The following is a 13,777-nucleotide window of genomic DNA, read 5'->3' as shown; positions in this document are numbered from 1 at the left end:
TTAAAATGTCAGGGCACTAATCCCTGATATCGGTCTTTCCTCTCTCCAGAGATTCCCACTCAATTGGAGAATCCGCTGCAATCCCTTCACGGCGGGGAAGCATACCGCGGGACTTGAAATAATCATCCGGTCGGGACACTTTTTTCCACCAGAGGTAATACCCTTTACTTGGTATATATCTGCAATACAACCTCTGAAATTCCCTTTGAGCAATGGGAACGGCAAGAAAGAACTCCCGGCCACGCTCGGAAAAAGTATAATCCCGGCCAAGCCGCACCTTCTTCCAGTCGGCAAAATCAGCCGTTTCCTTTAGCTGTTCACCGCTAAGCGAAGAATAATACCTGAAAGTCCCGTCAACATCCCTGATACGGTAAACCCTGCCTGAAGGAGAATGGTCGACAGCAAAAGAAGCGGGGGTAAAAGAAACTTTCTTGGAAAAAACCTTTCTTGGAGAGCGATATAACAGGACTCCGTTCCTCAGGAAAAAACCGTCCTCCTGTTCATAAAAGGGAGACCTGACCCGCTGACTGACATCCCACTGAAAACGTTCCCCCTTTTCAGTAACAATATTGAGCCGGGGGCCGTGGGCCTGCACGGACTTGAAGGGTCCGCCCTTGATTTTCTGGTCGTAAATACGGGTAAGTTTGAGCGGGCTCCACATGACCATTTTACCAGTGGTATCCACACCCATAAGAATCCCCTCTTCATCAGAAAAAGTCAGGGAAAGCGGCTGATAGGTAAAACGGTCAATCTTGTGAAGTTTCCCGGCAGCAGGACCGACCCAGAGCCTGCGGGCCTTATCGACCAGCGCAAGCCAGCTTCCCCTAGGCGAGAGGGCAAACAAGTCCACGGTACTGTTCACATCGTGAATCCGCACTCTGGAGCATTCATTTATATTGAATACTTCAACAACCTTATTCTCACCGGAAGACGCAGCAAGAAAATTTGATCCCGGAAACCATGAAACCGAGTTTACAGGTTTTGAAACAGCCTGAACCGCAGCACAACCATGCCCGCCGAACAGGCGAACAACCCCGCTATTAAATCCGGCGGCGAGGACATTTCCTTCCTGCACAAAAGTAGTCACCTTTTCAGCCAGATTAACTACTTCTTTGTTTTTGCTCAGCCGCACGAAGTAATTACCGGCCATGTCATCAGGAGGACGGTTGTATATGCTGTCCAGCGGGGAGTACTGCTGGGAAGCACAATATTCCACAAACCCGGCAAGGCTGAGCGGAGCTTGACCAACCAATCTGGAAACGTCAAGACTTTCATCAGTGACAAAACCGGGTTCGTCTGTTTGCGGAGAAGGCTGTTTAGCACAGCCGAAAAGCAAAAAAACAAGAGCAGCCAAGGCCAGAATAGTTGACTTTGTATTCATAGTTCCTTCATTTTCAGGAAAGAAATTTTGCAAACACCATAAGACACCGCCACGGGCAATGCAATCGCACTTTACAACAGGTTTTGTTAAGGCAGAGCACGCAAAAGTCAAGCACGAACCAGAAACACTTCTTGCCCATACCCCGGTAATACGGCACAAGAAGCCGATAGCAAAACAATACATTCTTCCGTTTGAGCAAATGAAAACAGCATTAAAAAAAATCACCAACTATCTGTCAGGCAATACAGAACACAAAAGAAACCACCACCTGAAGAGCGTCAGCTGGAGGCTACCGGTACTGGCCGCCTTTTATGTTCTGGCCTATGTGCTTTTTGACCTAATGACAGATAGTATTGCCCGGCATTATATTTTTTGTATTTTTCTGGTCGTTTCCAGTCTATACTTTTCATGGCGTCTAGGCGGCAGGGAAACTATGACTTATGTCGGTTTTTTCAACATCTTCTTTGCCTTCATCTTTTCGCGGCTGTTGTATATGACCGGAAACTTTTCCTCAAAATTATTCCTGAGCCGCTCTTTCATGACCCTTTACGTGGTGGCCATTGTCTTCATGTTCATCATGACCAAACGCAAATCTCCTGCGGACCGGGAAAAAGTGGACCGTGAAAAATCAATCCGCGAAGAACGCCAGAAACGCAGGCAGCTGGAACTTATGGTTGCCACGGAAAAGCTCACAGATGACATGATCACCCAGGCCAACATGGTTAAGGATGAACTGATGGTCCTGCAAAATTCCTGGAAATCCCAGATTCATACCATCGTAAATGACCTGCCCAAGGTCAAGGAACGGGAACTGTATAACCAGATAGTCACCCCTTTTGAAGAGAGCATTGTCGAGCACCTGCGCGACCTTGAAAAAAGACTATCTTTCAAACCGCAACTGGTGGGGCTTGACGAATTGGCGGCCAATCTTACAGATAGGCTTGAAAATGACCGGAAACACTCCCGGAAGCAACTGGACCTGCAATTCGACTTTGGAAACTGGAAGCACCGGGAAGAGGAAATCCTTATTGACCGCTACAAAACATGGGAGATCCTGCTTAACCTGATCAGAAACAGTCAGACTGCCATGGAACTGCGCCAGATAGATCTATTAAGAAAAGGCAGTGAAGAATTCAGGGCCTTCAAACCGAGATTATCAGTTAACGCTGATGTTCAGGGCAATTACGCACGCCTCAGGGTTACAGATACTGGCGGCGGTGTTTCCGAAGACAGCCTGCCCGACCTTTTTAAAAGGGCCGTTCCGTCCGCCAAACGAAAAGGTCACGCAATGGGACAGGGCACTATCTTTGTTAAATTTTTCGGCGACAATATGAGTTTTGACATTTCAGCCAGAAACACAGAAACTTTGGGCAGTAAAGGGCTTGAAGTAACCATACTTATTCCCCTTGGGACCTTCGGTCCCGCAGGGGCTATTCCAGCAGTAGGAGAGAAGCAATGACCCCGGAACAGGACCCCTTATTTTTTGTATTGGCAGACGATGATCCTCGTTTGCACGAATACACTGTTTCAATCCTCAGCGACGCGGGAATTCTAGAAAAACATGAGTCTTTTTACGATCCGGTCTCCTTTCTGGCTTTTCTCAAGGAATCAGAGGAAGAACCTGATGTTATCCTGCTGGATGTTCATTTCGAAGGATCAGGTTTAAGCGGGGTCGATATACTACCTTATATCCGTGAGGAATACCCGTACATTCCGGTAATCCTGCTGACCGGAATGGATGCCGAAGCCACAGATGAAGCCCAGTCCGACGTCTTCACCTACTTCATCCCCAAGCCGGTGACCGAAGACCACCTGCTGCGCATGCTCCGTTTCTATCTCGGCAAAAGCAAAAAAACCGCTGAACAGGTCAATACCCTCATGGCTGAAATGAAAGAGGTCAAAGGGTATCATCAATTGCTGGAAGAAGAGGTGGAGCAGCTTCAGGATGAGCAGCGCCGCCTTGAAGAACAAAGCAGAACCGAAAAAACAGCTGGGGCCGGTAAAGGATTTGAAAGAGTAACAGAAATTCTGGAATCCCTGCTGACCAAAAGTGAGGCCATGCCCAGCTTTATCGCCGACCTCGAAAAAGTGTATTCCACTCAGTTCAAGCTGTTCAAAAAAGTCATCGAAACCCTGATCCGTTTTGACGTTCAGGATGCCGGGACACCAGGCATGAACATCCACAAGGTGAAGGGAACCCAGAACGTCTTCAGTGCCCGGCTTTCCAGAAAAGTGAGGCTTTTTTATTACAGCGCGGCTAAGACAACCAGAAAAAGGCTATTAAGATTAGACATTTACCACGACACCAAGGGTATGGACAAGTGGATTAAAAACAACTACCATTCTTACGCTGAACAGGAAGATAAATAGGATATTTTTAATGGAGCTTAAAGCCACCAAATTTCCGGCATGGCTGTGGCCGCTCGCTTTCGGGCTGGCAACGGCTTATCTTGTGTCGTCGTTTATTCCCTTACCCAAATCAACTGCGCCTATTCTAGGCAAATCTTTTTCCTCTGATACGGCAAGTAAAATTGAAAAAGATTCCAAGCTGGTTATTGAAAAGAACATTCTTGGCTTGGACAATCCTGCTGAAATACAAAAAAAAGCCACCGTCACCCCCGCCACATGGATGCTTGTGGGCATCCTGACCGGAGAATCGGATATGGCTGTTTTCCGGATCAAAAATGACACCGTTATCCTGCGCGAAGGTGAGGAATACGAAGGCTGGACTCTTGCAGAAATAAAACCCCAGTATGTCATCTGGAAATATGGCCGTGAACAAAAGAAAATAGCCATGTGGGATCAGGTTAAAAGCCTGAAGCTGGTACGCGGAAAAACCAATAAGATCACTGTCAACAAAGCAGAAGCAAAAGAAATTCTGGACGACCCCAACGCTTTTCTTAAGCAGGCCCTGTTCAAGCCCAACAGCAAGGGCGGCAAAACCCAAGGGTTCAGGGTCACCAACATCAAATCCAATTCCATGCTCAAAAAACTTGGTCTGGAAAACGGAGATGTGCTCATGCGCATAAACGGTGAAATGATTACCGGGCCGACTAAACTCCTGCAGATTTACGGATCACTTGGCAGCGCCACTGCCATAGCCATGGATGTGGAGCGCAAAGGACAGATGCTATCGCTCATTGTCGAACTTAAATAGGACCGTTAATGCCCACCTATCAATACAGAGCTGTAACAGGCGAAGGGAAAAAGAAAAAAGGCTTTGTCGAAGCTTCCTCCCAATCCCGGGCTTTTGCCACTTTGCAAAGCAAAGGCTTGATGCCCCTGCGTCTTGAACAGGTTAAATCAGGCCAGAAAGAAAAAAGTTCAACTCAGTCTCTGGCTGCATCCATGTCCATGGGCGGCAAAATCAGGCTGGGCGAATCGTTCTACTATCTCGGCATCCTGCTGCAGAGCGGAACTGCACTGGCCCAGTCTCTTGATATGATGGCCCGCATGACCGGAGGTCAAGCCAGCCATACATGGATGGAAATCCGTGATGCAGTACAGTCCGGTGAAAGCTTCTCCTCCTGTCTTGCCAAATACCCCAAGATTTTTCCGCAAGTTTATGTCGGGATGGTTCAGGTTGCCGAATCCGTTGGTAAACTAGGTGACGTACTGGAAAACATAGCCAAATACGAAGAGGAGCGCGCTGAAGTAAGCGGACGCCTCATGACTGCCATGGTTTATCCGGTGGTCATTCTGCTCATTGGCATGGGTGCTGTCTACTTCCTTCTTTCCGAAGTTCTGCCCAAGATCACCGGCATATTCAAAGCGGCAAAAGGAGAACTGCCCACCTCCACCAAAATCGTAGTGGCACTGGGCAACACTCTTGAAGGGCTCGGTCCCATGGCCTTGATCATCCCGCTGTGCATAATATTTGCTCTGATCAGCGCATATAAATCTGTGCCTAAATTCCGGGAAAAAGTGGATGCAATGCTCTGGAAAATGCCTTTGGTCCAGAAATCTACCCTGGCCCGTTTTTCAGGTATTCTCGGATTCCAGATCGATGCCGGTATTCCCCTTGTTCAGGGCATGGAGAGCTCCGCCAACGCAGTTAAATCCACATTTTTCAGAAAAAAAATGGCAGAAGCCCGCGAAGAAGTAGCCACCGGGCGTTCTTTAAGCGCAGTGCTTGCGGAACAGAAAATCTACCCCGACATCTACATTCTGACCCTCACGGCCGGGCAAAAATCCGGTGAACTGGGCAAATTCCTGCAACGCATGGGCACAATATTCGAAAGAGATGTGGACAACTTCATGAAGCGCGTGGTGGCCTTGGCCGAACCTATGCTGTTGCTGTTCATCGGTATGCTCATCGCCTTCATTGTCGTCGCTATCATGGGTCCGATTTTCGACCTGACCTCGCTCGTAAAATAGGTAACAAATGACCGAAAAACAACTTTCAGACTTTATAAAACGGGGCAAGGAAGTTCTTCAGATTGAAGAACAGGGACTTGCCTCCATCCGCAATTCCCTTGACCTTAATTTTGCAAAAGGCGTCGAAATGCTGGCCGGTTGTAAAGGCCGTGTGATCATCACCGGACTCGGTAAATCAGGACTGGTAGGCCGCAAGATCGCCGCCACCATGTCCTCCACCGGGACCCCTTCATTTTTCCTGCATCCCGTTGAAGGAGCCCACGGAGACCTGGGAATGGTCCGGGCGGAAGATGTGGTTATCTCCATTTCCAACAGCGGTGAAACCGACGAACTCAATGCCCTGCTCCCTGCGATCCGTTCCTTCGGTACCAAAATTATTTCAATCACCTCGGAAATTGATTCAACTATGGGCCGTCTCTCGGACATCGTTATCAAGACCAAAGTTCCTTGCGAAGCCTGCTCCCACGGACTGGCTCCCACATCATCCACCACCGCAGCACTTGCCATGGGCGATGCTCTGGCGGTCTGCCTCATGGATCACAAGGCCTTTGACAGTCATGATTTCAAAAAATTTCATCCCGGCGGATCACTGGGACGCAGACTGACCCTTTGCATCAGCGAACTCATGCATACGGACAACATCCCAACCGCAGCCCAGAACGCACCGCTATCCGAAGCCCTGACCGAGCTAGACAAAGGCGGATTAGGGCTCGTCGCCCTCACGCAGGGCAGCAAACTTTCCGGCGTAATCACCGATGGAGACGTGCGCAGATTGGTCTGCTCCGGCCGATTTGATACAACTATCGTCTCCAGTTCAGTCATGGTCGAAAATCCTTTGCGCATCACCCCGGACATGTCCGCGGCGCAGGCCCTCGATATCATGGAATCCAAAGAGATCACCGTACTGCCCGTTGTGGATGAAAACGGAACCATCACCGGTATGATTCATCTGCACGACTTGCTAGGCAAAGGGCGGCTTAAGTTTGCGGATAACGCACGCAGCTAACAGTTTTTATATTCACGCGGCAAAGCCTAACAGAAGGTTTTGGGATTCTTAACCCTTTTGCAAAAGGGTTTAAGCCGCCGGAGGCAATAATGTGTGGAATCGCTGGTTTTATTGACCTTACCCGTTCATCTGATGCCAACCGTCTTGAACGCATAGCCCGTAAGATGGGCGAAGCCCAGAACATGCGCGGTCCTGACGGTTCCGGACAATGGGCTGATCCTGAATGGGGCGTGGGCCTTGACCATCGCCGCTTAGCCATCATCGACCTGACCGAAGAAGGAGTGCAGCCCATGCATTCCAAATCAGGCCGCTATGTGACCGTCTACAACGGCGAAATCTACAATTACCGCGAGCTGCGTGCGGAACTCGAACTGGCTGAAGGATTTCCCGGCTGGCGTGGGCACTCCGATACTGAAGTCATGCTGGAAGCTGTTGAGCAGTGGGGCTTTGAAGACGCCCTTAAACGATTCAGCGGCATGTTCGCCATAGCCATCTGGGACCGCAAAGAGCATTGCCTGCTTCTCGCTCGTGACCGCATGGGTGAAAAGCCTCTCTACTACTCACGTCAGGGCGATAACTTCCTATTCGGCTCGGAGCTGAAAGCGCTCATGAGCTACAAAAAATATTTCAAACGTGAGGTGGATCGCGACTCACTGGCAGCCTACTTGCGTTACTGCTACGTGCCCGCCCCACGCACCATCTTCAAAAAAACCTTCTGCCTTATGCCCGGCACATGGACCTGTCTGCGTCCAGATGGACAACTTATGGAACCCCGTCCTTACTGGTCCCTGCTGGACTGCGCCCGTGAAGCCGAGAACAGGATTTTTACCGCCCCGGATGAAGCAATTATAGAAACGCTGGAAGACCTGCTGCTCAAAGTGATTGAACGGGAAATGATCTCTGACGTTCCACTGGGAGCTTTCCTTTCCGGGGGAGTGGATTCTTCACTCATCGTTGCCCTGATGCAGCAATGCGCGCTGGCTCCGGTCAAGACATTCACCATCGGATTTGAGGATGAAGCTTATAACGAAGCCGAAGATGCCAAAGCTGTAGCCAAACATATCGGCACCGAGCATACGGAATTATACGTGACTCCTAAGGATGCTCTCAATGTCATTCCGCAAATCCCGCAGATATGGGACCAACCTTTTTCCGATTCATCTCAGATCCCCACACACCTTGTCTCGCGCATGACCCGTGAGCATGTCACCGTGGCTTTATCCGGTGACGGCGGGGATGAGCTTTTCGCAGGCTACAACCGGCATGTAAAAGGCTGCTCCCTGTGGCGCAGGCTGGAAAACATTCCCGTACCCCTGCGTAAAACAGCTGCGAGAATGATTGCCAACATTTCTCCGCAAAGCTGGGACAAAGTCTTCAAAATGTATGGGCCTTTACTGCCCCCCAGTCTGCAGATGCGTTTACCGGGCCAGAAGCTGCATAAGCTGGCAGATGTGATGGGTGCAGAGTCTGCAGCAGACTATTATCGGGACCTGACTTCGATCTGGCTCAATCCCGAGGCAGTGGTTCGCGGAGCCAATGAATTCAGGGGACCGTTCCAGCACGCCAACCGCCAGCCGCCGCAGGACAACCTGACCATGTGGATGCAGTTCATGGACGCGGCCAACTATATGCCGGACGATATTCTGGCCAAAGTTGACCGGGCAGCCATGGGAATCAGCCTTGAGACCCGCGCCCCGTTTCTGGATCATGAAATTGTGGAATTTTCCCAACGGTTGCCTATGCACCTGCGCATGGCTAACGGTAAGGGCAAAAAGATTTTACGGGAAATTCTGTACAAATACGTACCTCAGGAAATGATAGAACGTCCCAAAATGGGCTTCGGCGTCCCCATCGACAGCTGGCTGCGCGGTCCACTACGCGAATGGGCCGAAGAACTCCTCGCCTCGGACCGTCTGGACCGCGAAGGATATTTCAATACCGGCCAAGTGCGCCTCGCTTGGAACGAGCACCTGACCGGTATTAAAGATAACCAGTACAAAATCTGGAATGTGTTGATGTTTCAGGGATGGTGTGAAAGGTGGGAGATTTGAGATAGTTTAGACTTGCTTAGTCAAAACTACTAAGAATTCCTTTAAGCACTTCACAAACCCTTTCCTGATCTTCATCAGCAAGAGTTGGGAACATAGGCAGGGAGAATATTTCTTTTGCAGCCAGTTCCGTATGCGGAAGGTCGCCCTCTTTACCTCCGAACCGGGCATATCCATCCATGGTATGGATAGGCCATGGGTAGCTGATATTTACAAAAATATCGTTCTCTTTCAGTTTTTCCATAATCTGGTCGCGCTTAGGATGACGGACGACATACAAGTAATACGCGTGGGAATTATTCTCGGCAGCAACCGGCAATGTCAGTCCGGAATCGGCAAGCAGGCTGTCGTATTTGGAAGCAATCTCTTTTCTCCTGCTCACGTAATCATCCAGATGGGCAAGCTTACCAAGTAGAATCGCAGCATGAATTTCATCCAGCCGTGAATTGTAACCATGCTCCTTTGCGTAATAGGTGGATTCCATGCCGTAAAAGCGAAGTTTTTTCATTTTATCACGAACAGACTCACTGGAAGTTAATACCATCCCCCCGTCTCCGTAGGTACCGAGGATCTTAGTAGGATAGAATGAAAAAGAGGATGCATCGGACATAGAGCCGGCCTTCCGTCCTTTGAACTCTGCCCCATGAGCCTGCGCACAGTCCTCAAGTACCTTGAGGCCATACTTGTCTGCAACCTCATTGACAGCGTCCATATCGACACATTGCCCATAGAGATGCACAGGAAGAATGCACTTGGTTTTATTGCTGACAGCAGCTTCCAACTGATCAGTATCCATAAGATAAGTCTGAGGATCAATGTCCACAAAACGAGGAATTGCTCCGGCAGAGACAATGGCAGAGACAGTGGGCACAGCTGTGTTGGAGACAGTAATGACTTCATCACCTTCACCTATGCCGAGCGCCCGTAAAGCCAGGACCAGAGAGTTGGTGCCGTTATCAACGCCTATCCCAAACTCTGTGCCGCAATATGCTGCAAATTTTTCTTCAAATTCGGAAACATTCGGCCCGAGGATTAGTTTGCCGGACTCAAGGACATTGGTTATGGCCGCAAAAATTTCATCCTTTTCAATCTCATATTCTTTGAGATAACCCCATACATAAATTGACATAACCAACCTGCACCAGAAAATAGTAAAAGATTTAAATATATTAACTATTGATATATTTTATAAACTCATCATATTCACGAATATAATCATCTGAATCATATGCCATTGATGCACAAACAAGCAATACGCTATCTTTACTGTGCTTATATTGTATTCCCCAGCATTTAGGCGGAATATACAACCCTTTTTGCGAAGTATTCAACACAAATTCTTCACGTACGAATCCATTATCACAGACAACATTCAATGAGCCGGCAATTGCAATTAGAAACTGCTTACACTCAATATGTGCATGCTCGCCTCTAACCATCTCAGTATCAATATTATATGTATAAAACACCCGTTGAACAGAAAAGGGTAAGAATTGTTCAAACTCTAAAACAGAAAGATCGCCACGCATATCTGAAAAGGTCGGTATTGAATAAACGATAGCGCCGGTTTTAGATATATATGGCTTTTTGTCCCCGTAAACAGAGAGGGGTTTTTGATCGTTGGCTACATCAGTATCAACATAATCAATTATTTTTGCTGGATTACCAGCAACGATAGAATTATGCGGAACATCCCGTGTAACAACTGATCCGGGCTTAATTATTGAATTAGCATCTATTTTAACCGGATAAATAGTAGAGTTAGCACCAACTATAACGTCACGCCCCACCTTGGCACACCCTGCTTCCCGGCTTGAGGCTAAACGGTCCGAAATAAATACCGTTCCAGATTCGACACAGGTTCCACTTTCAATAATAGTATCTTTACAGATACATACGTTTGATTTGATTGTTACAGAGTTTTTAATATGGACGTTGTCATCAATGACAACATTAGACTGAATAAGACAATTATCACCTATAGTAACGTTATCACCGATTGTTGAATGGTGTTGTATATAAGATTTATTTCCTATTGAAAAAGGACTTCCATAGACACTATCATCTGCACAAAAAATATCTGTCATAATTTGCTCTTTAACTTTGAAGCTAGACCTTGACCTGAAAATAACCTATATAGCACTTAAATTTTTCAAGAGGGCAGGAGGCCCAAAACAAGAATGAAAATAAGTATTATTATACCTGTTTATAACTCAGAAAACACAATTAAGCAACTTGTTGAGACTCTGATAAAGGTACTCCCCCAACCGCTGGAAATAGTACTCGCTAATGACGGGAGTAAAGATTCAAGCGACTGCGTCTGCTGTGACATACAAAAGCAACACCCCGATATTGTAACATATCTTGAGCTGTCAAAAAACTACGGGGAGCACAACGCCGTTATGGCCGCCTTAAGTCATTCTACCGGCGATTATGCCGTTATCATGGACGACGACTTTCAAAACCCGCCGGAAGAAGTGTTGAGTCTTCTGGATTACGCGCAAAAAAATGATTGCGATGTTGTCTACGCCTCATACCCTGAAAAAAAACATAACTGGTTCAGAAACATGGGGAGTGCACTTAACGGTCTCATGGCGACCGTGCTGCTGAATAAACCCAAGGACCTATACCTGTGCAGCTTTAAATGCCTGAACCGCTTTTTAATAAACGAAATCACAAAATATGACGGCCCCTACCCATATATTGACGGGCTGATTTTCAGGGTGACAGATAGATATGGTGTAGTTGAGGTTGAACACAGTGCCCGGCAAGAAGGTGAGTCAGGCTACACTTTAGCAAAACTGCTTCGTCTCTGGATGAACATGTTCGTCAACTTCTCTTTGCTGCCGTTACGCTTTGCCACTATGCTTGGGTTTGGAATCAGCGGATTCGCACTGCTGTACACCATTTTCATTACCATAAATAAATTTTTCAACTCCAACATCCCGGCAGGCTGGCCCACAACAGTGATACTTATAGCCTTTTTCTCTGGTGCACAGTTGATCATGCTGGGTTTGGTTGGAGAATACGTAGGAAGAATTTTTCTGAGCCAGAATAAAACGCCACAGTTTTGTGTAAGGCGAAAACATAAGAAGTAATTTTTATTTCGGGAGTACTCCACTTGGACCACAAAACTAAAATCAGCCTGTTTCAATACTATTCATGGGCGTACCACCTCGTTTATCTTTTACTTGAAATAATGCCACCATTTATACGAAACGCTGCATACAAAATTTTATTGAAAAACAAAGGAAAAAGAACGCTTATAGATTATCAGGTATACATACGCTACCCCCACAAAGTCCATGTCGGCTCAGATGTTGAGCTGAATAGGGGATGTAATTTTTTTCCAGGATTAATCGCCGAGAATTCAGAAATTATTATTAAAAATAATGTTCTCGTCAGCCCTAATGTTTGCTTTTATTCTACGGGGCATGACTACACTTCATCCCAAAAGCCGGATATAGGCTACCGTATTGTTGTTCACGACAATTGCTGGATCGGAGCAAATTCGATAATTCTTCCTGGCGTGGAGATAGGAGAAGGAAGTGTAATTGGAGCAGGATCAGTAGTAACAAAAGACATCGCACCTAACTGTATTGCTTTTGGAAATCCTGCAACTATATATAAAAAAAGATAAAAGCTTTCGATACACTAAGGTAGCTTTTAACCAAGATTAATATGCACTATTTCATGTAAACGCATTGAAATATTCTTCAAATAACACCACTGTTTTAATTCAAAAACACAAAGCAAAGGATTCAATATGTACATTGAACACATTAAATTACTATGTTGCCCTGAATGCAAAAACAAACTTGAGCACATAAATTTTGAGTCCTCATCTTCTGCAAAAGAAATCCACGATGGAGTTCTATACTGCAAGGCATGTAATGAATGGTACCCAATCGAGCATGGAGTTGCAGACCTGCTTACAGGGCCGCTGGCTTACCAAAGCAAATTGGACTCCTTTTGGGAAAAACATAAAGACAGGCTTAAATCTGTTAATCTTCAGCAAAGAAAACAGTCAGAATCAAATAATACAGGAAATGAGCTTGAACTTGAGCAACAACGACACTCAGACTGGTTCGCAGACAACGAAGAGCAGACCTATACCGAATTTTCCGAACAAACAACTTGGACATGCGCAGATGAAATTGTGCTGGAAGAATGGAAAGATGAAATTTCCGATAATACAAATATATTAGAAATTGGCTGTGCTCAGGGACGCTTCACAAAGTACTTCTATTCACAGCCATCAAAAATAATCGGTTTTGATCTTTCAACAAAACTTCTGCAAACAGCAAACGCTACGTATCAACAGCTTAAACTTGAAGGAAAAGTTAAGGCTGAAGTTTCTTTTATGGCTGCCAACGCTCTTGCCATTCCTGTCCAAACTGAAAGCTTTGACCTAGCTTTATGCTATGGAGTTCTACATCATGTTCCGAGCCCTGAAGATGTATGTTCAGAAATTTCAAGAGCGCTTAAAAAAGGCGGCGTATTTCTCGGCAGTGAGAACAATAAAACAATCTTCAGGTTTGTTTTTGACTTGATGATGCTCCTCTTTCCGCTTTGGAAAGAAGAAGCTGGACCGGAAGCACTCATATCAAAATCCAACATCAAAAAATGGCTTACTAAAAACAGCCTAAGTGTAAAATCGTATACATATTTTTACTTCCCTCCACATTTAATCAATATGATGGGACACAAAAAAGCTCTACAACTATTGAAAGCAACTGATTTTGTAGCTAGTAAAATTCCATTCATAAAAGACAACGGCGGATTAATCAGATTTAAGGGCGTAAAGGACTAAACTCATTCCATAAAAGACATCCGCAGGAACGCAGCAATAGAAACAATAAAAAAGATCATTAAGATGTTATTTGTTGTTATATAAACCTGTCTTTCTGGATAGAAAGAACTTAACTTCAAAAATATGTTCAGGCATACCCAGCTTGAGGTATA

12 protein-coding genes are annotated in these 13,777 nt (G+C 46.4%); 9 read left to right on the top strand and 3 right to left on the bottom strand.

The features are described from left to right. Positions 1-16 precede the first annotated feature (16 nt). The gene (locus ACKU41_RS13070; protein ID WP_321401379.1) at positions 17-1,381 is read right to left on the bottom strand and encodes a WD40 repeat domain-containing protein; all 1,365 of its coding nucleotides are present in this window, start codon (positions 1,379-1,381) and stop codon (positions 17-19) included. A gap of 199 nt (positions 1,382-1,580) precedes the next feature. On the opposite strand from ACKU41_RS13070, the gene ACKU41_RS13065 reads away from it, so the two are divergent. The 6 genes from ACKU41_RS13065 (at position 1,581) to asnB (ending at position 8,815) form a co-directional block, all read left to right on the top strand. Further along, positions 1,581-2,840 carry an ATP-binding protein gene (locus ACKU41_RS13065; protein WP_321401377.1) on the top strand — a complete coding sequence of 420 codons (1,260 nt, stop codon included), beginning with the start codon at positions 1,581-1,583 and terminating at the stop codon, positions 2,838-2,840. Beyond that, positions 2,837-3,751 (top strand): response regulator, encoded by a 915-nt coding sequence (locus ACKU41_RS13060; protein ID WP_321401374.1) that lies wholly within the window; start codon positions 2,837-2,839, stop codon positions 3,749-3,751. Before ACKU41_RS13065 ends, ACKU41_RS13060 begins: the two co-directional genes overlap by 4 nt. Before the next feature lie 10 nt (positions 3,752-3,761). Then, complete coding sequence (locus tag ACKU41_RS13055) at positions 3,762-4,538, top strand: type II secretory pathway component PulC-like protein (protein ID WP_321401372.1); 777 nt, start codon at positions 3,762-3,764, stop codon at positions 4,536-4,538. 8 nt (positions 4,539-4,546) lie between these two features. Then, positions 4,547-5,758, top strand: coding sequence for a type II secretion system F family protein (locus ACKU41_RS13050; protein ID WP_319777819.1), 1,212 nt, complete (start codon positions 4,547-4,549; stop codon positions 5,756-5,758). Positions 5,759-5,765: 7 nt separating this feature from the next. Further along, positions 5,766-6,764, top strand: a complete 999-nt coding sequence (locus tag ACKU41_RS13045) for a KpsF/GutQ family sugar-phosphate isomerase (protein WP_321401368.1) — start codon at positions 5,766-5,768, stop codon at positions 6,762-6,764. A gap of 89 nt (positions 6,765-6,853) precedes the next feature. Next, a complete protein-coding gene (gene asnB / locus ACKU41_RS13040; RefSeq protein WP_321401366.1) occupies positions 6,854-8,815 on the top strand; it encodes an asparagine synthase (glutamine-hydrolyzing) in 1,962 nt (653 codons plus the stop codon). Positions 8,816-8,831: 16 nt separating this feature from the next. Here the strand turns inward: asnB and ACKU41_RS13035 are convergent, their stop codons facing one another. Continuing rightward, complete coding sequence (locus ACKU41_RS13035) at positions 8,832-9,941, bottom strand: DegT/DnrJ/EryC1/StrS family aminotransferase (RefSeq protein ID WP_321401364.1); 1,110 nt, start codon at positions 9,939-9,941, stop codon at positions 8,832-8,834. A 40-nt stretch (positions 9,942-9,981) separates the two neighbouring features. Further along, the gene (locus tag ACKU41_RS13030) at positions 9,982-10,899 is read right to left on the bottom strand and encodes a WxcM-like domain-containing protein (protein WP_319777815.1); all 918 of its coding nucleotides are present in this window, start codon (positions 10,897-10,899) and stop codon (positions 9,982-9,984) included. 93 nt (positions 10,900-10,992) lie between these two features. Here ACKU41_RS13030 and ACKU41_RS13025 point away from each other — a divergent pair, with 93 nt between their 5' ends. From ACKU41_RS13025 to ACKU41_RS13015, 3 genes are all read left to right on the top strand, one after another. Then, entirely contained in the window at positions 10,993-11,910 is a 918-nt protein-coding gene (locus ACKU41_RS13025) for a glycosyltransferase family 2 protein (RefSeq protein WP_319777814.1), read from the top strand. Positions 11,911-11,933: 23 nt separating this feature from the next. Continuing rightward, the gene (locus tag ACKU41_RS13020; RefSeq protein ID WP_321401362.1) at positions 11,934-12,452 is read left to right on the top strand and encodes a DapH/DapD/GlmU-related protein; all 519 of its coding nucleotides are present in this window, start codon (positions 11,934-11,936) and stop codon (positions 12,450-12,452) included. A gap of 126 nt (positions 12,453-12,578) precedes the next feature. Further along, positions 12,579-13,625 (top strand): methyltransferase domain-containing protein, encoded by a 1,047-nt coding sequence (locus ACKU41_RS13015; protein WP_321401361.1) that lies wholly within the window; start codon positions 12,579-12,581, stop codon positions 13,623-13,625. Positions 13,626-13,777: the final 152 nt, after the last annotated feature.

Source organism: Maridesulfovibrio sp., from assembly GCF_963678865.1.
Lineage (GTDB): Bacteria > Desulfobacterota > Desulfovibrionia > Desulfovibrionales > Desulfovibrionaceae > Maridesulfovibrio.
The sequence above is the reverse complement of the archived record's forward strand: the minus strand, read 5'-3'. Positions and strand labels throughout refer to the sequence as shown.

Coding starts and splice junctions, on each gene's coding strand:
- ACKU41_RS13070 (WP_321401379.1), bottom strand. CDS start 1,381: ATGAATACAAAGTCAACTATTCTGGCCTTGGCTGCTCTTGTTTTTTTG.
- ACKU41_RS13065 (WP_321401377.1), top strand. CDS start 1,581: ATGAAAACAGCATTAAAAAAAATCACCAACTATCTGTCAGGCAATACA.
- ACKU41_RS13060 (WP_321401374.1), top strand. CDS start 2,837: ATGACCCCGGAACAGGACCCCTTATTTTTTGTATTGGCAGACGATGAT.
- ACKU41_RS13055 (WP_321401372.1), top strand. CDS start 3,762: ATGGAGCTTAAAGCCACCAAATTTCCGGCATGGCTGTGGCCGCTCGCT.
- ACKU41_RS13050 (WP_319777819.1), top strand. CDS start 4,547: ATGCCCACCTATCAATACAGAGCTGTAACAGGCGAAGGGAAAAAGAAA.
- ACKU41_RS13045 (WP_321401368.1), top strand. CDS start 5,766: ATGACCGAAAAACAACTTTCAGACTTTATAAAACGGGGCAAGGAAGTT.
- asnB (WP_321401366.1), top strand. CDS start 6,854: ATGTGTGGAATCGCTGGTTTTATTGACCTTACCCGTTCATCTGATGCC.
- ACKU41_RS13035 (WP_321401364.1), bottom strand. CDS start 9,941: ATGTCAATTTATGTATGGGGTTATCTCAAAGAATATGAGATTGAAAAG.
- ACKU41_RS13030 (WP_319777815.1), bottom strand. CDS start 10,899: ATGACAGATATTTTTTGTGCAGATGATAGTGTCTATGGAAGTCCTTTT.
- ACKU41_RS13025 (WP_319777814.1), top strand. CDS start 10,993: ATGAAAATAAGTATTATTATACCTGTTTATAACTCAGAAAACACAATT.
- ACKU41_RS13015 (WP_321401361.1), top strand. CDS start 12,579: ATGTACATTGAACACATTAAATTACTATGTTGCCCTGAATGCAAAAAC.